The following is an 18673-nucleotide window of genomic DNA, read 5'->3' on the forward strand; positions in this document are numbered from 1 at the left end:
GCGGCGCGCCCTACTTGTTGGCGGTCGCCATGCTCTGGCGCGCCTCGGCCTGCTTGCTCGTTTCCTCGAAATACTTCGTCGCGTCGCCGAGTTGCACCGAGGGCTGGCAGTTCGGCGTGCAGGAGTAGGAGGCGCGATCGAGGCCGCGCTGCACGGTGATGATCGCCGCCTGCGGCGCCTGCACGCTGATGGTCGATTCGGCGAGCATGGCGCCCTTGCCGTCGAGCGCGATCAGGTTGGTGCTGCCGAAGCTCTTTCCCGTCAGCACCACGACGCCGTTCTTCTGCAGGGTGATGTCGGCGATCATCGGATTGCCCACCACCACGGTCTGCGTCTTCTCCGGCAGGCGGATGACCTTGGCGTTGTCGACGAGCACCGAGACGGTGCCCTGCGCCACGGCCTCGTTGGACCGCGCCGGGCCGGCGAGGGCGAACACGGCCACGGCCGCCGAGACGGCCGCGGAGAGAAGGGCAGGGCGCAGGCGGGGCATGGGCGGTCGGTCCGGTCGCGCGGGTGGGTGCGGCGGGCCGCCCCGCATCCCGGAGGCGGTTCCGGAGGCGAGACGGTTATGGTTTCCCGAATGATGCAGGAAAGGGGTGAAGGAAGCGCTAACCGGCCGGTGTTCGGCCGGGCGCGCATGGCGGTCGAACATGCCACAACAAGTCGAGGGAGCCGAGAAACCGACCATTAACCCATGCGCACAAACCCGAAAGCGAGGCCTTGGCTCCGGTATCGGTTTAACCCAAACGCAACGCGTCGGGATTACACCTGAACCCGTCGCCGATCGGGGCCTTTACAGACTTCCGACGGTCACCCAGCATAATCTAGCAAGTGGAGATCATCGTGAAGAACATCACCAAGCGCTTCATCGCCGACGAGTCCGGCGCCACCGCTATCGAGTACGGTCTGGTTGCCGCTATGATGGGCATCGCCGTCGTTGCCATCTTCACGGTGTTCCAGGGTAAGCTGACGAGTGCCTTCACGAAGATGGGTACCGCGCTGGATACCAAGGCTGGCGGAATCTAATAAGGACGGGGATGTCGCTGGCGATAAATCAAGCCGGTGACTGAGGCCAATGGCGGGGGATCGTGCCGGTCGTGCAGTATTAGAAGGACCGGTATGTTGCCCCGCTTTTTTCCGAGCGGTATTTGAATTGTATTCAACCTATGACAAGCAGGTTGAAGCGGATTTGCTCAGGTGGATATCGCGAGGTTTGACGTGTTGAGTTTTGCTGCTTACGGCCTCCTCTGCGTCGTCTTTCCTTTTCTCATGGCCTATGCTGCTGCCAGCGATCTCCTAACAATGCGGATCTCGAACCGCATCACGAGCCTCGTGGTTGTAGGATTTCTACTTCACGCACTCGTATCGGGTATGCCCCTGAACGAGTTTGGGCTCCACCTCGCGGCAGGCCTCTTAACGTTGGTCGCCACCTTCGCCATGTTCGCACGCGGTTGGATCGGTGGCGGCGACGCCAAGCTTGCCGCGGGAACAGCTCTCTGGCTTGGAATCGAGTATCTGGCGGATTATCTCGTCGTAGCCTCCGTTCTCGGAGGCGTATTGACCCTCGCCATTCTCTATGCCCGTAGCTATCCGCTCCCGGCGGTCACGCTCCGGCTGCCCTTTGCTGTGAAACTTCACGATCACCGAACCGGTATTCCGTACGGCATCGCGTTAGCCATTGCCGCCTTGATCGTGCTGCCGAATGCAGTGGGGTCGGAGCAACTTGTCATGATCTGACAAGCTTTCATCACGCACAATACGGCGCAAGGGCTGCCTGTGGGCAGCCTTCTTGCGCTTGCACGCTGGCGTCGAGGCACATCGGCGCCACAGTTCCAGACCGAGAGACAAGGCCGAAATGGGCACGGTGACACAGTATTAACCCTAACTTGACGATTGCCGGTCAAAAGTCGGGATCGGACGGCGACGAAGCCGTCGCCACGGTTCCCACCCGCCATGAAACCAGCCCGTCTCGCCGTCCTAGGCATCGCGATCTTCGCGGGCTGCGGCGCCGCCCTGCTGATGAGCGGGGAAGAGAAAGCACCTGAGCCGGTCGCCCGGGTCGAGCCCGCCGTCACGCCGATCCCGATGAGCGAGATCCTCGTCGCCGCCGCCGAACTGCCCATGGGCCAGACCCTCAAGCCCGAGGATTTGCGCTGGATGCCCTGGCCGGAGCAGGCGATCTCGCCCGGCCTGATCGATCGCCGGGCTGCGCCGAAGGGCCTCGACGAGGCGGTCGGATCGATCATCCGCACGAATTTTTCCGCCAACGAGCCGATCCGGCCGGAGCGTCTGGTCAAGGCGGGCAGCGGCTTCATGTCGGCGATCCTGCCGGCCGGGATGCGGGCGGTCGCGATCACCACCGATACCCGCGGGTCGAGTTCGGCGGGCGGCTTCATCCTGCCCAACGACCACGTGGACGTCATCAAGACCAGCAACGAGGGCAGCGAGCAGTTCGCCGAGACGCTGCTGACGGACATCCGGGTGCTCGCCATCGGGCAGATCGTCCAAGAGAAGGGCGGCGCCAACGTCGTCACGGCCGAGACCGCGACGCTGGCCCTGACCCTCTCCCAGGCCGAAACCGTCACGCTGGCGCAGAAGGTGGGCCAACTCGCCCTCGTGCTGCGCAGCATTCAGGATTCGAACCGCACGGCCTCGGTTACCGAGGAGGAGGACGTGCGATCGGACGGGGCCATGACCGTGGTGCGCTTCGGCGTCGCCCGTCAGCAGCGCCGGTGAGGACAGGACCGATGATGCCCGACAATCGCTTTCGCGGGATCACTCTCGCCCTTCTCGCCGGTGCCTGCCTCGCGACTGCCACACTCACCGGCCCGGCGCTTGCCGAGACCGGACCCTCCGGCGCCTCGCCGGTGCTGACGATCGGTCCGAACGAGGCGGCGGTGTCGCGCCGAGTCGAGCTGAGCAAGGGCCGCTCGCTCATCGTGGATCTGCCGCGGGACGCCAAGGAGGTGTTCGTCGCCAATCCGGCCGTGGCCAACGCCGTGGTCCGGTCCAGCCGCAAGCTGTTCCTGATCGGCATCGACAACGGCGCGACCTCGATCTTCGTGATGGATGGGGAGGGACGCCAGATCGCGGCCCTCGATGTCACCATCGCCCGCGACATCAACATCCTGCGGCAGTCGCTGCTGCAGAGCCTGCCCGGCGGCCGTTTCGACGTGAAGGCGGTCGGGGATTCGCTCGTGCTCTCAGGCAGCGTGAACTCGGCCTCGGAGGCGCAGCAGGCGATTGATATCGCCAACGCCTTCGTTGGTATCGCTTCTGGGGCGGCAACCCGCGGGGCCGTCATCAACAACCTGACGATTCGCAACAGGGATCAGGTGATGATCCGCGTCACCGTCGTCGAGGTGGCGCGCACGGTGCTGAAGCAATTCGGCATCAGCACGAGTGGGAATTGGTCGGCCCTCAATCCCCTTGATCCGACCGGCAACTTCCTCACCAACAACACGGGTTTTCCTCTAACCGGTGCTTATTCACCGAACGGAAACGCGCTCACGGCCTCGGTCCGCTCCGGCAATTTCTCGCTTCAAGCGACGTTGCGCGCCTTCGAGCAGGCCGGTGTTTCGCGAATCCTCGCCGAACCGACTCTGACGGCGATCTCCGGCGAAGCCGCCAAGTTCACCGCTGGCGGCGAGATCCCGGTTCCCTCGAACTGCTCGGTCGGTGCCGTCGCCAGCGCGGCCTGCACCGTTTCGCTCACCTATAAGCCTTATGGCGTCAGCCTCTCGTTCACGCCGGTGGTGCTCGCCGAGAACCGGATCTCGATCCGGGTTGCCACCGATGTCACGGAGCTCGATCCGCAAAACGCCTTCAGCTACAGCCTGAACGGCCGGGTCGTGCCTGTCCCCGCCACGACCCGACGCAACTCGGAGACGACGGTCGAACTCGCCTCCGGCGCGACCATGATGACCGCCGGCCTGATCCAGCAGAAGAGCAAGGGGACGGTCAACGGCCTGCCCGGCCTGATGAACCTTCCCATCCTCGGTGCCCTGTTCCGCTCCCGCGATTACCAGCGCGACGAGACCGAACTGATGATCATGGTCACCCCCTACATCGCGCAGCCCATGGAGGCGCGCCAGGTGCAGCGGCCCGACGACGGCTTCGTCGACGCGCCCGACGGGCAGGCGGTGCTGCTCGGCCGGCTGAACAAGATCTACGGGACGGTCGGCGGCGGCACGCTCGGACCCTCCTATCGCGGCCGCGTCGGCTTCATTGCCGACTGACGACCGACCGACGGCGCCCGAACCAGGATCGAAGTCCGATGTCCAGTCCCTCCCACAGCCGCGCCTCGCGCTTTCGCCCGGCGGTCGCCGTCCTCCTCGTCGCGGGGCTCCTCGGAGCCTGCCGCGCGGACCGCGTCGCCACCACCGGCTCGACCTACCCGATCGACGTGCGCACCCGTCATCCGATCGTGCTGGCCGATGGCGAGCGCACGCTCGACATCTTCCCCACCGGCATCGGCCACATCGATCCCCGGCAGCGCGCCGATCTCGAGGCCTTCCTGACCCAGTACCGCCGCTACGGCCGGGGCGTCCTCCTCGTGGAGATGCCCCGCGGCGTCTCGCCCGGACTGGCCGGCCCGGTCGAGCGTACCGGCGCGGCGATCCGCCACCTCGCCGCCGAGATGGGCGTGCCGGCCCGCGGCCTTCAGCTCACTGCCTACCCGATCGCCAACCCGACCCTGGCCTCGCCTCTGCGCCTGAGCTTCCAGCGCATGCAGGCGAAGGTCGCCGACAAGTGCGGGCTCTGGCCCCGCGATCTCGGCGTCAGTGACGTGCGCGCCGACTGGTCGAACGAGCCAACCTGGAATCTCGGCTGCGCCACGCAGGCGACGCTCGCCGCCCAGGTCGCCGATCCGATCGACCTCGTGCGCGGAAGGCCGGAGGGGCGCATCGACTCGGTTCGCCGCACCCAGGACATCGGCCAGCTGCGCGAGGGCAAGGATCCGTCAACCCAATGGCGGCAGGATGGTCAGACGAACGTCAGCAACTCCGTGAAGAGCAACTGATCCATCGACCCGAGGATCGGCTCCCGGCGCGTCCGACCGAGGATGACGGGCCGGGGCACCATTCCTCTCCGATCGCAACGGGAGCCTGCCCGGCTCTCCCGACCGATTCCCTCTCTGCCGTCACGGCCCCGAACCGGAAGCCACGCGTCATGCCGGATACTCCTGAGGCCCCAGAGCGCATCATCGCACCGGTGCCCCGGATCACGATCCAGGCCTTCTGCGAGGCGCCGGAGACCGCCGCGATGATCGAGGGCGTCGCCACGGACCGGCGGCTGCAGAAGGCGCACGTCAAGGTACAGATGGGCGGCGGTGCCGCGGCCGTCGAGGCCTACCGGCACGCGCCCACGCCCAACGTCATCCTGATCGAGTTCGTGGCCCTGAAGTCGCGCCCGCTCGAATGCCTCGACCAGCTCGCCGAGGTCTGCGACGAGGGCACGAAGGTGCTCGTGATCGGCCACGTCAACGACGTTCTGCTCTACCGGCAGTTCATCCAGCGGGGCGTGAGCGAGTACCTGATGGCGCCGGTCGCGGCCGTGGACCTGATCGCGGCGGTCTCGGACCTGTTCACGGCGCCCGGCGCCAAGCCGGTCGGCCGGACGATCGCCGTCTACGGAGCCCGGGGCGGCAGCGGCAGTTCGACGGTCGCCCACAACCTCGCCTGGACGGTGGCCCGCGAGCACGGCACCGCCACGGTGATCGCGGATCTCGACATCGCCTTCGGCACGGCGAGCCTCAACTTCAACCAGGACCCGCCCCAGGGCATCGCCGAGGCCGTGTTCGCGCCCGAGCGCCTGGACTCCAACCTGCTCGACCGCCTGCTGTCGAAATGCGCCGACAACCTCGCCCTGCTCTCGGCGCCGGCCACCCTCGACCGCACCGTCGACCTGACCGAGCCGGCCTTCGACGCGCTCATCGACCTGCTGCGCCTCGCCGTGCCCTGCATCGTCCTCGACGTGCCGCACCACTGGTCGGCCTGGAGCCGCCGCGTCCTCATCGGCGCCGACGAGATCCTCATCGTCGCCTCGCCGGACCTCGCGAGCCTGCGCAACGTCAAGAACCTGCTCGCCCTGCTCCAGCAGCAGCGCCCCAACGATGCGCGGGCGCGGGTGCTTCTCAACGGCGTCGGCGTGCCCAAGCGTCCGGAGATCGCCGCGGCCGAGTTCGCCAAGGCGCTCGACGTGCCGCTCCAGGCGGTGATCCCCTTCGAACCCGCCCTGTTCGGCACCGCGGCCAATAACGGCCAGATGATCGCCGAGGTCCAGGCCGGCGCCAAGCCCGCCGAGATCTTCTCGGAACTCGCCGCCGCGGTGACCGGCCGGGCCGAGATCCGGCGCGCCCGGGCCAACCTGCTCGAGCCGCTGCTCGCTCGTCTGACCCGCAAGAAGGCGTCCTGACCGTGCGTCCCGATCCTTCCCCTCGATCCCGCTGAGGCTGCGGCGCCATGTTCGGTCGACGCTCCACCGCCGCATCGGCCCCCGCTCCGGTCGTTCCGGTTGCCGGCCCCGCGGTCAAAGCCCCTCCGCCGGTCCTCCAGCAGGAGGTGGAGCGCGCGCGGCCGGAACCGCCGCCGAGCCGCCCGGCCCCGGTGGTGGCGCAGCCCCGGTCGGAGGAGTATTTCCGCACCAAGAGCATGATCTTCGGCGCACTGATCGAGGCGATCGACCTCGCCCAGCTCGCCCGGCTCGACGGCGAGGCGGCGCGCGAGGAGATCCGAGACATCGTCTCGGAGATTATCGGGCTCAAGAACATCGTCCTGTCGATCGCCGAGCAGGAGGAGCTGCTCGACGACATCTGCAACGACGTGCTCGGCTACGGGCCGCTGGAGCCGCTGCTCGCCCGCGACGACATCGCCGACGTGATGGTGAACGGGGCCGACCGGACCTTCATCGAGGTCGGCGGCAAGATCCAGCTCACCTCCGTGCGCTTCCGCGACAACCAGCAGCTGATGAACATCTGCCAGCGCATCGTCAGTCAGGTCGGCCGGCGTGTGGACGAGGCCTCGCCGATCTGCGACGCGCGCCTGCCCGACGGCTCCCGCGTCAACGTGATCGCCCCCCCGCTCGCCATCGACGGGCCGGCGCTGACCATCCGAAAGTTCAAGAAGGACAAGCTCACCCTCGACCAGCTCGTGCGCTTCGGGGCGATCTCGCCGGAGGGCGCGAAGATCCTGCAGATCATCGGCAAGGTCCGCTGCAACGTCGTGATCTCGGGCGGCACCGGCTCGGGCAAGACGACGCTGCTGAACTGCCTCACCGCCTTCATCGAGAACGACGAGCGCATCATCACCTGCGAGGACGCTGCCGAGCTGCAACTCCAGCAGCCCCACGTGGTGCGGTTGGAGACCCGGCCCCCGAACTTGGAAGGCCAGGGGCAGGTCACCATGCGCGACCTCGTGAAGAACTGCCTGCGCATGCGGCCCGAGCGGATCATCGTCGGCGAGGTGCGCGGACCGGAGGCCTTCGACCTGCTTCAGGCGATGAACACCGGCCATGACGGCTCGATGGGCACGCTGCACGCCAACTCGCCGCGCGAATGCCTCGCCCGCATCGAGTCGATGATCACCATGGGCGGCTTCTCGCTGCCCTCGCGGACGCTGCGCGAGATGATCACCGGCTCGGTCGACGTGATCATTCAGGCGATGCGCCTGCGCGACGGCTCGCGCCGCATCACCCACGTCACGGAGGTGATGGGTATGGAGGGCGACGTCATCATCACCCAGGATCTGCTCGTCTACGACGTGCTCGGCGAGGACGCCAACGGCCGCCTGATCGGCTGCCACCGCTCCACCGGGATCGGCCGTCCGCGCTTCTGGGAACGGGCGCGCTACTACGGCGAGGAGCGGGCGCTCGCTGCCGCCCTCGACGCCGCCGCGGCACCCGCGGAGGAGGCCCCGTGAGCGCGCTCAACGCGCCGCTGGCGGCGGGGCTCGCGGCGATTGCCGCGGGCGCGGTCGCCTACGTCTTCCTGCTTCCCCACCTCTCGGGAGAGAAGCGGGCCGAGCAGCGCCGGAAGGCCCTGGGCCAGCCCAAGGTGAGCTTGGCCGAGCGCGGCGCGGCCGCCAACCGGCGCGAACAGGTCGCCAAGAGCCTGAAGGAGATCGAGGCGAAGAAGGACAAGACCAAGGTCACCCTCGAATTGCGCCTCGCCCGGGCTGGGCTCGATTGGACGCGCCGGAAGTTCTACCTCGTTTCCGCGATGACCAGCGTCATCCTCGCCTCCGGGATCTTCGTCGTCTCGGAGAGCCCCTTCATCGCGCTCCTCGCCCTGTTCGCCGGCGGGTTCGGTCTGCCCGCCTGGATGCTCAAGCACCTGCAGAAGCGGCGCATCGCCGCCTTCATCGAGGAATTGCCCAACGCCATGGACGTGGTGGTGCGCGGCCTGCGCTCCGGCATCCCGCTGGGCGACTGCCTGCGCATGATCTCCCGCGAGGCGAAGGAGCCCCTGAAGAGCGAGTTCCGGGTCGCGATCGAGGCGCAGACGCTCGGCATTCCGATGGGAGACGCGATCCTGCGCATGTACGAGCGGGTGCCGGTGACCGAGGTGAACTTCTTCGCCGTCGTCATCGGCATTCAGCAGAAGGCCGGCGGCAACCTGTCCGAGGCGCTCGGGAACCTGTCGCGGGTGCTGCGCGAGCGCAAGAAGATGTCCGGCAAGATCAAGGCGATGAGCATGGAGGCCAAGGTCTCCGCCTACATCATCGGCGCCCTGCCGTTCTTCGTGGCCTTCACCACCTATCTGTCGAGCCCGGATTACACCGCGCTCCTGTGGACGACCGCGATCGGCAAGATCGCCCTCGTGGTCTCCGGCCTATGGATGCTGGTCGGCATCCTCGTGATGAAGAAGATGATCAGCTTCGATATCTGAAGCACCCTCTGCGGACGCACTTTTGGCCGACGATGGCGGGCCGGCTCTCGGCAGCCGGGCCGCGATGGACGGGCGGAATCGAACACCGATGCTGGATGATGTCGTCAACGCCGCGCTCAGCCCCCGCAGCCTCGCGACGGTGCTGATCGGCATCGCCGCGGCGGCCACGGTCTTCACCCTGGTCCAGCCGCTGATCGAGACCGATCAACTCGGCAAGCGCATGAAGCTCGTCAGCGACGAGCGCGAGCTGATCCGCCAGCGCGAGCGCGAGCGGCTCAACAACCGCGTCTCCCTGCGCTCCGAGCCGAAGGCCTACATGAAGCGGGTCGTGGAGCAGCTGGCCCTGAACCGCTGGCTCGGCACGAACACCGCCAAGACCAAGCTGACCATGGCGGGCTATCGCGGCGCCGGGGCGGAGACGGCATTCCTGTTCTTCCGCCTCGTAATGCCGATCGTCCTGACCCTGGGCGGGCTCTTCTACATGTTCGTGCTGGAGGTGCTCGATCAGCCCGTCATCGTCCGGCTCGGCATCGTCCTCGTCGCGGCCTTCGTCGGCTTCAAGCTGCCGGAGGTCTATCTGTCGAACCTCACCTCGAAGCGGCAGGCGGAGATCCGGCGCGGCTGGCCCGACACGCTCGACCTGTGCCTGATCTGCGTCGAATCCGGCATGTCGATCGAGAACGCCTTCCGTCGGGTCAGCATCGAGATCACGAGCCAGTCGGTGGCGCTGGGCGAGGAGTTGGCGCTCCTGACCGCGGAACTGTCCTACTTGCCGGAGCGCCGGGTGGCCTACGAGAACCTCGCCCTGCGCACCGGCCTCGACATCGTGAAATCGCTCACCACGGCGCTGATGCAGGCCGAGCGCTACGGCACGCCGCTGGGACAGGCCCTGCGCGTGCTCGCGCAGGAGAGCCGGGACCACCGCATGACGGAGGCCGAGAAGAAGGCCGCCGCCCTGCCGCCGAAGCTCACGGTGCCGATGATCCTGTTCTTCCTGCCGGTGCTGTTCGTGGTGATCCTCACGCCCGCCGGCATCCAGGCCTTCTCCATGATGAAGTGAGGCGGGCCGGCGCGCCTGCATCGCGCGAGAGGCGCCTCACGTCGGATCGCCGTCAGGGGCGGTTGAGACCGGGGGCGGCCACGCCCGCGACGGGCTCGACGGCCCGGGCCGGGCCGCGCGAGAACAGCCGGTCTCGCAGCCGCATGAAGGGCTGTTCGATCGCGAGCCCGATGACGATCGCGAGCCCGATCGAGAGCGCGTATTTCGCGATCACCACGAGATCCGGGCTGGTGATGCCCGCCATCTCGGCCAGCCGCGGCGTGATCCGGTTGCCGATGCCGTTGTGCCATATGTACATGGGATAGGAATAAAGGCCGATGATCGCCAGGAGCCGCGCCGGCGGCGAGGCGAAGAACCGGTTCCGGCTTCCGTGGATGGCGAGGATCGCGAAGGCGGAGCCGATCGCGGCCAGCGTATAGCCGAAAGCGGCGCGGGCGAGGTCGTCGGTCAGCCAGAATAGGGCGGTGAAGGCCGCCAGCGCCGCGGCGAGGTTGAGGAGGCGCGGGCGCGCGAGCCGGGCGTAGCGGTCCGGAAAGCGCTGCGCCAGGAGCGCGAGGGCGACGCCGAGGGCGAGACCGTCGAGCCGGTACTGCGTCTGGACCTGGAGCGCGTGCGGATCGATTCCCGCGAGCGCCGCGAGGGGACGCAAGAGCCACGTCACCAGAACGATGGCGAAGAGTCCCGCCAGGACGTGCCGGGCGGTCAGGCGCAGGCGCGTCAGGAAGGGCAGGGACAGACCGATCAGAAGGTAGAACTGCTCCTCGACGGCGAGCGACCAGAGGTGGAGCAGCGGCGTCTCGAAGTAGTTCTGGACGTGCAGGAAAACCTGGGGAACGAAGCTCGTCCACGAGCGGTCGGTCAGCACCACCTGCACCGCGAGATAGACGTAGAGGACGGGCCAGAGCCGGAAGGCGCGACGGATCAGGAAGCGCCGGTAGTCGAAGGCCCGCGTCGCGCTCACTTCGCGGATGACGAGGCCGCCGACGAGGAAGCCGCTCAGCACGAAGAACAGGTCGACGCCCGCCCAGCCCATCACCCGGCCCGGGTGCAGCCAGACGTCGCTGACGGCCAGAGTCATGCTGCCACCGTTGAGGTGCCAGCCCATCGCCAAGAGGATCGCGACGCCGCGGATGACGTCGAGCTGGATTTCCCGTGCCTTCCGGTCGAGCATGATCGTCCCTGACCCGGATCCTTCGGCGTCCGTGCGGCGGCGGACGCGCGGGGATCGCCGTTCGCCGTCAGTGTAACGGATCGCGCGCGCCCTTCGCCGAGGGCCACACTACGCATCCTGGCGCAGGGTTAATGGCCGCGCCCCGGTGGGTGGTGTGAGGCCTGGGACGACGACCGGCAAGCCGCCGCCGTCACGGCTGGCCGGCGCCGGCCCGGGATGCGCGCCCGCGTCCGATGCTGTAGCCACGCTCGTCTCCTCTCGCGACGCGCGCTTTCCATGGCCCTGCTCACCCTCGACGATCTCTCCCCCGGCCAGACCTACGAGGCCGGACCAATCCGCGTGACGCGCGACGAACTCGTGGCCTTCGCGCTCGACTACGATCCGCAGCCCTTCCACCTCGACGAGACGGCGGCGAAGGACACCTTCGTCGGCACGCTGATCGGCTCCGGCTGGCAGACGGCGGCGCTCGGCATGCGCCTGCTCGCGCAAGCGCTGATCGCGCGCTCGACCTCGATGGGCTCGCCGGGCATCACGGCCCTGCGCTGGGTCCGGCCGGTCCTGCCGGGGGATTCGCTGAGCGCGACGATCCGGGTCGAGGAGGTGCGCCCTTCCGCCTCGAAGCCCGACCGCGGCATGGCCCGCCTCGCCATGACGCTGGAGAACGGGCGCGGCGAGACGGTGATGACGCAGGACTTCGCCGTGCTGTTCGCCCGGGCGGACGCGGTGCCGGCCCCGCGCACCGTGGAACGGGCGACGGAATCGGGATCGGTGCCGGAGCCCGCGGATGCCGAGCGGCTGCCCTTCCTCGGGCAGGCGGAGATCGGCATGACCCGCGATCTCGGCGCACACCGCTTCGAGGCGGAGGCGATCGTCGCCTTCGCGCGCGCCTACGATCCGCAGGTCTTCCATCTCGATGCCGAGGCCGCCCGCGCCACGCATTTCGGTGCGCTCTGCGCCTCGGGCTGGCAGACCGCCGCCGTGTGGATGAAGCGGCTCAACGCGACCTTTGCCCGGGACATCGCCTTCACCGCCCGTTCCGGACCCGTGCCGCAGCTCGGACCCTCGCCGGGCTTCAAGGACCTGCAATGGCTGCGCCCGGTCTATGCCGGCGACACGATCCGCTACGCCAGCCGCCTCGTGGACCGCCGGGCGTCCGCCTCGCGGCCGGGCTGGGGCATCGCCACCCACCACAACACGGCCCAGAACCAACGCGGCGAGCCGGTCTTCGCCTTCACCGGCTCGGTCTTCTGGCAGTGGGAGCCGTGACGCGCCGATGAACCCGCCTTCCGCCCGCCGCATCCTCACCGCGAGCTTCGTCGGCACCGCGATCGAGTTCTACGACTTCTACATCTATGCCACCGCCGCCGCGCTGGTGATCGGCCCGATCTTCTTCCCCCAGGGCGAGCCCGGCGTGCAGACGCTCCAGGCCTTCGCCACCTTCGCCATCGCCTTCCTGGCGCGCCCTGTCGGCGCCGCGGCCTTCGGGCATTTCGGCGACCGGGTCGGGCGCAAGGCGACGCTGGTCGCCTCGCTGATGATCATGGGGCTCTCCACCGTCCTGATCGGGTGCCTGCCGGGCTACGCGGCGATCGGCTGGTGGGCGCCGGCCCTGCTCTGCCTGCTGCGCTTCGGCCAGGGCGTCGGCTTCGGCGGCGAGTGGGGCGGGGCGGCGCTGCTCGCGGTCGAGAACGCCCCGCCGGGGCGCCGCGCCCTATACGGCATCTTCCCGCAACTCGGCGCGCCGATCGGCTTCATCGCCGCCAACCTGCTGTTCCTCGGACTCAGCGTGTCCTTGAGCCCAGCGGATTTCGAGGCCTGGGGCTGGCGGCTGCCCTTCCTGGCTTCCGCCGCCCTCGTCGGCGTCGGGCTCTACGTGCGCCTCAAGCTGACCGAGACCCCGGCCTTCCGCGCCGCGCTCGAACAGGCGCCGCCGGAGCGGGTGCCGCTCGCCACGATCTTCTCCGCGCATCTCAGGGCGACGCTGCTCGGGACGCTGGCCATGGTGGCGGCCTACGCCGTCTTCTACCTCTCGACCGTGTTCGCGCTGAGCTACGGCACCGCCACGCTCGGCTACCCGCGAAAGACCTTCCTGCTGTTCGAGTGCGTCGCGATCCTGTTCATGGCGCTGGCGATCCCGCTCTCGGGGCTGGCCGCCGACCGCTTCGGGCGAAAGCCCGTCATGCTCTCGGGCCTCCTCGTCACGGCGGGCCTCGGGGCGGTGCTGGGGCCGATGCTGGGCAGCGGCGAGCCCGCCCTCGTGCTCGGCTTCCTCTGCCTCGCGCTCTTCGCCATGGGCTGGATCTTCGGGCCGATGGGCGCGCTGCTGCCCGAGCTGTTCCCGACCCGCGTGCGCTACACCGGCGCTTCCGTAACCTACAACCTCGCCGGCATCGTCGGTGCCTCGGGTGCGCCGCTCGCCGCGCAATGGCTGGTTGGCTGGGGCGGCATCGGCTCCGTCGGGCTCTATCTCGCTCTCGCTGCCGGGATCAGCTTCGCCGCGGTCGCGGCCATGCCGGAGACGGGTCGGGACGGCTGATCGGGCCTCGCGACGCGCCCTGTAAGGAGGCTATGCCAGCGGGCGTCGATATAGATTGCGCACAATTCACATGCGCGCTATCTCTGCCCTACGCCGAACCGATCGGCCGCGTTCGAACCCCGATCACAAGGACAGCCCATGACCGTCGATGTGAAGTACCGCACCACCGCCTCCGCCACGGGCGGCCGCGACGGCTCCGCCCGCACCGAGGACGGCAGCTTCCAGGTTCAGCTCTCGACCCCGAAGGAACTCGGCGGCGCGGGCGGCCCCGGTGCCAACCCGGAGCAGCTCTTCGCGGCAGGCTACTCCGCTTGCTTCCTCGGCGCCCTCAAGGTGGCCGGCGGCCAGCTCAAGCTGAAGGTGCCCGCCGACACGACCGTCACCGCCACTGTCGGCATCGGCCCGCGCTCCGAGGGCGGCTTCGGCATCACCGCCGACCTCAAGGTCAGCCTGCCCGGCCTTGAGCGCGCCGACGCCGAGCGCCTCGTCGAGGCGGCGCACCAGATCTGTCCGTATTCCAACGCCACGCGGGGAAATGTGGATGTCGGGCTGACGCTGGCGTGACGCCCGATCGATGATCGCGGGAGGCCCTCCGTCCGAGGGCCTCCTCTCGCGAGTGACGACAGGGCATCGGATCGCTTGTCGAAGGTGGCGATCCGGGATCGATCGGCCGCGTGTCGGCGAAGCTACGGGGCACCGATGTCTTTGCGGCGGCCTGGCTTGGCCACCGCTTGTAAGGTGCGTGAGAGCTGTTCGACGGAGTAGGGCTTCTGCAGAAGCTCGAAGCCGCTGGTGCCGGTCTGGGCCAGAACGTGGCTGTAGCCGGAAGTCAGCACGACGGGCAGATCGGGATGAAGCCGCCGGATCTCGCGGGCGAGATCGACGCCGTTCATCCCGGGCATCATCACATCGGTGAACACCACGTCGAAGCGATCCGCGTCCTTGGCCAGCTCCCCCAGGGCTTCCGCGGCATTCGCCGCCCAGACCGTGCTGAAGCCGAGTTCCGCCAGGGTCTGCGTGGCGAAGGTGCCGACCTCGACATTGTCTTCGACCACGAGCACGCAGGTGCCGTGACCGTCCAGCACGAGCGTCGGCTCGCTTCCCACCGTCGGCTGGATCTCGCCGGGCGCGCGGGGAAGATAGAGCGTGAAGGTCGAGCCTTGTCCGACCACGCTCTCCACCACGACCTCGCCATGCGACTGCTTGGCAAAGCCGAACACTTGGCTGAGCCCGAGGCCCGTGCCCTGCCCGACCGCCTTGGTGGTGAAGAACGGCTCGAAGATTCGCTCCAGCATCTCCCTCGCGATGCCGCAGCCTGTGTCGCTCACCGAGACCGCCACGAAGGGCCCGGGGACCGCGGGGTGAGCGCGAACGGAGGGCATCTGCTCGACGGCCGCGACGCGAATGGTAAGTTGCCCCTCGCCCTCCATCGCGTCGCGCGCGTTCACCGCCATGTTCACCAGCGCGGTGTCGAACTGGTTCGGATCGGCGTTCACGAGGCATGGGGTTTCGGGCAGCTCGGTCACGACGGTGATGCGCGAGCCGGTGAGCGTACCGAGCATGTCGGAGAGCGCCCGGACGCTGTCGCAGGCTGCGAAGACCTTGGGTTTCAGGGCCTGCCGCCGGGCGAAGGCGAGGAGCTGGCCCGTCAGCTTGGCGGCGCGATCCACGGTGTTGGAGATCGCCTCGATGTAGCGGGCGCGCCGCTCCTCGGCGAGACCGGGGCGCTTGAGGAGATCGGTGGACGACTTGATGACCGTGAGGAGGTTGTTGAAGTCGTGCGCCACGCCGCCAGTGAGCTGACCGATCACCTCGAGCTTCTGCGACTGCCGCAGCACATCCTGTGCATCCCGAAGCTCGGCCTCTGCCTTGAGACGCGCGCTGATGTCGTGCGCTTGGTGGTAGGCGCCGAAGATCGCACCGGCTCCGTCGCGGAGCGGCGTGTAGGTGATCTCCCAGCACGGCTGGCCGAACTCGGCCCGCCCGAACACGGCTTCGACCTTGTACGCCTCGCCAGCCAGCGCCCGGCCCATATTGGCGCGCATCAGGGTGGCCTGCTCCGGGATGAACAGATCGGGAAAGACGTCGCCGATCTTCGTGTAGAAGCCGTTGACCCGGGAGAACTCGTCGTTGTGCGCCTTGTTGAAGGCGATCAGCCGATAGTCCTTGTCGAAGACGCAGATCGGCTCCGCGTGGGACTGAACGATGTTCTCGTAGAGGTCGCGCTCGGCCGTGCGCGACGCGAGTCGCTGATTGGCATCGAGATGGAAGCCGATCAGGTCGGCGAACATCTTGAACAGGCCCACAACCGCGGGTGTGTTCAGCTTGGCGGGCTTCGGATCGATGGCGCAGAGCGTTCCGAAGAACGTGCCGTCTGGCAGCACGATGGGCATCGAGATGTAGCTCTGGAAGCCGTACTTGGCGGGGGTGTGATGTTCGCAGAAGGCCGGGTCCTCGGCGACGTGGTCGATGATGACCGGGACCCCGCTCTGCCGGATCTCGTGACAGATGGTCGTCTCGAGCTCCAAGGCGCCGCCGGGCTTGAGGCCGAAGGCGATGTCGTCCTTGACGGCGCAGGCGACCCAGCGATGCTCGGTGACACGCGCGATGGCGGCAAAGCCCATGCCGGTGCTGCGACACACCACGTCGAGAATCGTGGGCACGGCCGCGATGCTCTCGATCGCGACGATGTCGTTGAGGATGCCTTGAGGGAGCGCCGAAATCGATCTGGGGGTGGTCATGCGGATCAGCGGCCTGAACGATGATCCGCGCGATTCGTCGTGCGGGCCGGCGGGCATGCGGGAAGGGTGAGCACCCCACTCGCCGTCGCGTCGTCGCCTGAAGCGGCCAGAGCGTCGAAGCTGGTCGATTCGGCCGTGCGGGAGCCGTTGCGGGTCGGCGTGTCGGACATGCCGGAGATCTGTCACGCTCGGACGGCACCGTCAAAGGTCGTCGACAGCACAGGCCGGCGCGGTGGCAGCGCTGTGGCGCCGTCGCTGCGAAGGTCCGAAGGAGGCCGGACTTCAGGCGCGGCTCACGTCCCCTCGATCGTCCGCTTCTGCACCCCGCCCCTGGCCATCTGCGGCTTCTTCGCGCTGAGGATGCGGGAATTGACGCCGGTCCAGCCGATCTCCCCGGAGAGCCGGCCGTACTCGATCTTCGGGCAGCGGTTCATGATGACCGTGAGACCCGCCGCCTCGGCCCGGGCGGCGGCCGCGTCGTCGCGCACGCCGAGCTGCATCCAGATCACCGTCGGCGGTTGCGCGAGCGCCAGCGCCTCGTCCACCAGCGGCCCCGCCGCGGCGGAATTGCGGAAGATCTCGACCATGTCGACCGGACCGGCCAACTCGGAGAGCCGCGCCACCACCGGGCGCCCGAGCAGGGTCTGGCCCGCAAGTCCCGGATTGACCGGCGTGACCGCGTAGCCACGCTCGGAGAGATACTTGAAGACGATGTAGCTCGGCCGGGCCGGGTTGGCCGAGGCGCCGACCAGGGCGATGGAGCGCGCCTGCTTCAGGATCGCGCGGATCTGCGCGTCCGGGTAGCGGTCGTGCCGGGTGGCGATTCCATCGGGGGCGCCGTCGAGGGTCGGGATCATCCCGCTCTTGTCCGCCAAGCGCGGGCGTGCTGCAAGGCGCAGCATGAGCGAGACCGTGATGAGCCTGGAGGAGACCGTCGCGTTCCTGGAGCGCGAATTCCCGCAGATGAATGCGGACGGTCGGCACTACCATCTGGAGGCGGTGGGACCGCTCTGCGCGCGGATGCGCCTCGACCATCACGAGCGCCACCTGCGCCCCGGCGGCACCGTCTCCGGTCCGTCGATGATGGCGCTGGCCGATTACGCGCTCTACGCGGCGATCCTCTCCAATATCGGGCCGGTGGCGCTCGCGGTGACGACGAACCTGAGCTTCAACTTCCTGCGCCGACCGGGCCAGGGCGGGCTGATCGCCGAGTGCCGTCTGCTCAAGATCGGGCGCCGGCTCGCCGTCGGCGACGTGGCGATTCGCACCAAGGGTTCCGACGAGATCGTTTGCCACGCCACCGGCACCTACTCGATCCCGCCGGGGCGGTGAGCGGTCGGCTCACGCCACCGAGATCAGCAGGATGCCGCCCACCATCAGCCCGGCTCCGACGAGCCGCCCCGTCCGGGCGCGGCAGACCGGCATGCCGAGCCAGCCGAAATGGTCGATGGCGATCGAGGTCAGGAGGTTGGCCGTGATCAGCAGCCCGTTGAAGGCGCCGGCCCCGACTTTGTCGACGAAGAGCAGCCCGCCGAACACCGCCACCGCGCCCGCGAGCCCGCCGAGCGGCGCCCACCACGGCATTCCGGAGAGATCCTCGCGGGTCGGCAGGGGCCTCGGCCGGATCGCGAAAACGGTCAGGAACACGAAGACGATCGGCACGAAGGAGACGGCTGCGGCGAGCCAGGGATTGACCAGGGCGCCGCGCAGCTGCGCGTTCCAGACGACGCCGAGGGCCTGCAGCGCGCCCGCGCCGAGGACGAAGGGGTAGAGCAGCCGGCCGCTGAGGCCGTGGCCGTCTCCCCCGTCCCGGTCGGGCTCGCCGCGGCTCGCGCGGGCGATCAGGACGATGCCGCCGACCATCAGCAGGCCGCCGAGCCAGGGCAGCGGCTTCCACCCCCCGCCCTTCAGGCCGAACAGGCCGAACGCGTCCAGCGCCAGCGAGGTGAGGATGTTGCCGGTGATGAGGAGGCCGTTGAACGGGCCCGCACCGACCTTGTCGACGAGGGCGAGACCGCCGAACACCGCCACGGCGCCGGCCAGACCGCCGAGCGGCGCGTACCACGGCATCCGGGCGAGATCGTCCGGGGTCGGCAGCGGTACCGGCATCGTCAGGAACAGGATGACGAAGGCGAACACGATTGGCGCGAAGGAGGTCGCCGCCGCGAGCCAGGGATTCACCAGGGCCCCGCGCAGCCGAGCGTTCATGGAATTGCCGAGCGCCTGGAGCGCACCGGCCACGAGGATGAAGGGATAGAGCAGGGCTGCGGTCACGGTC

General features: G+C 68.4%; 18 protein-coding genes. 13 read left to right on the forward strand and 5 right to left on the reverse strand.

The genetic code is table 11. The annotated features are described in order from the left end of the window. Nucleotides 1–10 precede the first annotated feature (10 nt). Nucleotides 11–490 carry a pilus assembly protein N-terminal domain-containing protein gene (locus ACPCJR_RS00210; RefSeq protein ID WP_391515065.1) on the reverse strand — a complete coding sequence of 160 codons (480 nt, stop codon included), beginning with the start codon at nucleotides 488–490 and terminating at the stop codon, nucleotides 11–13. 353 nt (nucleotides 491–843) lie between these two features. Between ACPCJR_RS00210 and ACPCJR_RS00215 the strand changes: the two genes are divergently transcribed. The 9 genes from ACPCJR_RS00215 to ACPCJR_RS00255 all read left to right on the forward strand — a co-directional run bounded on the left by ACPCJR_RS00215 (nucleotide 844) and on the right by ACPCJR_RS00255 (nucleotide 9947). Continuing rightward, nucleotides 844–1026, forward strand: coding sequence for a Flp family type IVb pilin (locus ACPCJR_RS00215; protein ID WP_391515067.1), 183 nt, complete (start codon nucleotides 844–846; stop codon nucleotides 1024–1026). A gap of 171 nt (nucleotides 1027–1197) precedes the next feature. Continuing rightward, nucleotides 1198–1737: an A24 family peptidase gene (locus ACPCJR_RS00220; protein ID WP_391515069.1), complete on the forward strand. Its 540-nt coding sequence runs from the start codon at nucleotides 1198–1200 to the stop codon at nucleotides 1735–1737. Nucleotides 1738–1953: 216 nt separating this feature from the next. Continuing rightward, complete coding sequence (gene cpaB / locus ACPCJR_RS00225) at nucleotides 1954–2736, forward strand: Flp pilus assembly protein CpaB (RefSeq protein ID WP_391515070.1); 783 nt, start codon at nucleotides 1954–1956, stop codon at nucleotides 2734–2736. A gap of 11 nt (nucleotides 2737–2747) precedes the next feature. Then, nucleotides 2748–4238, forward strand: a complete 1491-nt coding sequence (locus ACPCJR_RS00230; protein ID WP_391515072.1) for a type II and III secretion system protein family protein — start codon at nucleotides 2748–2750, stop codon at nucleotides 4236–4238. 38 nt (nucleotides 4239–4276) lie between these two features. Next, nucleotides 4277–5023: a CpaD family pilus assembly protein gene (locus tag ACPCJR_RS00235; RefSeq protein WP_391515073.1), complete on the forward strand. Its 747-nt coding sequence runs from the start codon at nucleotides 4277–4279 to the stop codon at nucleotides 5021–5023. 149 nt (nucleotides 5024–5172) lie between these two features. Beyond that, a complete protein-coding gene (locus ACPCJR_RS00240; RefSeq protein ID WP_391515074.1) occupies nucleotides 5173–6417 on the forward strand; it encodes an AAA family ATPase in 1245 nt (414 codons plus the stop codon). A gap of 47 nt (nucleotides 6418–6464) precedes the next feature. Next, on the forward strand, nucleotides 6465–7919 hold the full coding sequence (locus tag ACPCJR_RS00245; RefSeq protein WP_391515075.1) for a CpaF family protein: 1455 nt from the start codon (nucleotides 6465–6467) through the stop codon (nucleotides 7917–7919). Further along, nucleotides 7916–8887 (forward strand): type II secretion system F family protein, encoded by a 972-nt coding sequence (locus tag ACPCJR_RS00250; RefSeq protein ID WP_391515076.1) that lies wholly within the window; start codon nucleotides 7916–7918, stop codon nucleotides 8885–8887. The genes ACPCJR_RS00245 and ACPCJR_RS00250 overlap by 4 nt, the downstream gene beginning before the upstream one ends. A gap of 88 nt (nucleotides 8888–8975) precedes the next feature. Further along, nucleotides 8976–9947, forward strand: a complete 972-nt coding sequence (locus ACPCJR_RS00255; protein ID WP_391515077.1) for a type II secretion system F family protein — start codon at nucleotides 8976–8978, stop codon at nucleotides 9945–9947. Nucleotides 9948–9999: 52 nt separating this feature from the next. On the opposite strand, the gene ACPCJR_RS00260 is transcribed toward ACPCJR_RS00255, so the two are convergent. Next, nucleotides 10000–11118 (reverse strand): acyltransferase family protein, encoded by a 1119-nt coding sequence (locus ACPCJR_RS00260; RefSeq protein WP_391515078.1) that lies wholly within the window; start codon nucleotides 11116–11118, stop codon nucleotides 10000–10002. A 276-nt stretch (nucleotides 11119–11394) separates the two neighbouring features. Here ACPCJR_RS00260 and ACPCJR_RS00265 point away from each other — a divergent pair, with 276 nt between their 5' ends. The 3 genes from ACPCJR_RS00265 (at nucleotide 11395) to ACPCJR_RS00275 (ending at nucleotide 14218) form a co-directional block, all read left to right on the forward strand. After that, nucleotides 11395–12384 (forward strand): MaoC family dehydratase, encoded by a 990-nt coding sequence (locus ACPCJR_RS00265; RefSeq protein WP_391515079.1) that lies wholly within the window; start codon nucleotides 11395–11397, stop codon nucleotides 12382–12384. Between the two features lie 7 nt (nucleotides 12385–12391). Further along, nucleotides 12392–13654 carry an MFS transporter gene (locus ACPCJR_RS00270; protein WP_391515080.1) on the forward strand — a complete coding sequence of 421 codons (1263 nt, stop codon included), beginning with the start codon at nucleotides 12392–12394 and terminating at the stop codon, nucleotides 13652–13654. Between the two features lie 138 nt (nucleotides 13655–13792). Continuing rightward, a complete protein-coding gene (locus ACPCJR_RS00275) occupies nucleotides 13793–14218 on the forward strand; it encodes an organic hydroperoxide resistance protein (protein WP_391515081.1) in 426 nt (141 codons plus the stop codon). Between the two features lie 122 nt (nucleotides 14219–14340). Here ACPCJR_RS00275 and ACPCJR_RS00280 read toward each other — a convergent pair whose 3' ends face one another. Then, nucleotides 14341–16395, reverse strand: a complete 2055-nt coding sequence (locus ACPCJR_RS00280) for an ATP-binding protein (protein WP_391515082.1) — start codon at nucleotides 16393–16395, stop codon at nucleotides 14341–14343. 293 nt (nucleotides 16396–16688) lie between these two features. Continuing rightward, nucleotides 16689–17252 carry a CoA-binding protein gene (locus ACPCJR_RS00285; RefSeq protein ID WP_391515083.1) on the reverse strand — a complete coding sequence of 188 codons (564 nt, stop codon included), beginning with the start codon at nucleotides 17250–17252 and terminating at the stop codon, nucleotides 16689–16691. Nucleotides 17253–17295: 43 nt separating this feature from the next. Between ACPCJR_RS00285 and ACPCJR_RS00290 the strand changes: the two genes are divergently transcribed. Then, on the forward strand, nucleotides 17296–17727 hold the full coding sequence (locus ACPCJR_RS00290; RefSeq protein WP_391515084.1) for a PaaI family thioesterase: 432 nt from the start codon (nucleotides 17296–17298) through the stop codon (nucleotides 17725–17727). Between the two features lie 9 nt (nucleotides 17728–17736). Here the strand turns inward: ACPCJR_RS00290 and ACPCJR_RS00295 are convergent, their stop codons facing one another. After that, on the reverse strand, nucleotides 17737–18669 hold the full coding sequence (locus tag ACPCJR_RS00295; RefSeq protein WP_391515086.1) for a DMT family transporter: 933 nt from the start codon (nucleotides 18667–18669) through the stop codon (nucleotides 17737–17739). Nucleotides 18670–18673 lie beyond the last annotated feature (4 nt).

Origin of the sequence: Methylobacterium sp. NPDC097929 (genome assembly GCF_049543375.1) — a bacterium.
Lineage (GTDB): Bacteria > Pseudomonadota > Alphaproteobacteria > Rhizobiales > Beijerinckiaceae > Methylobacterium.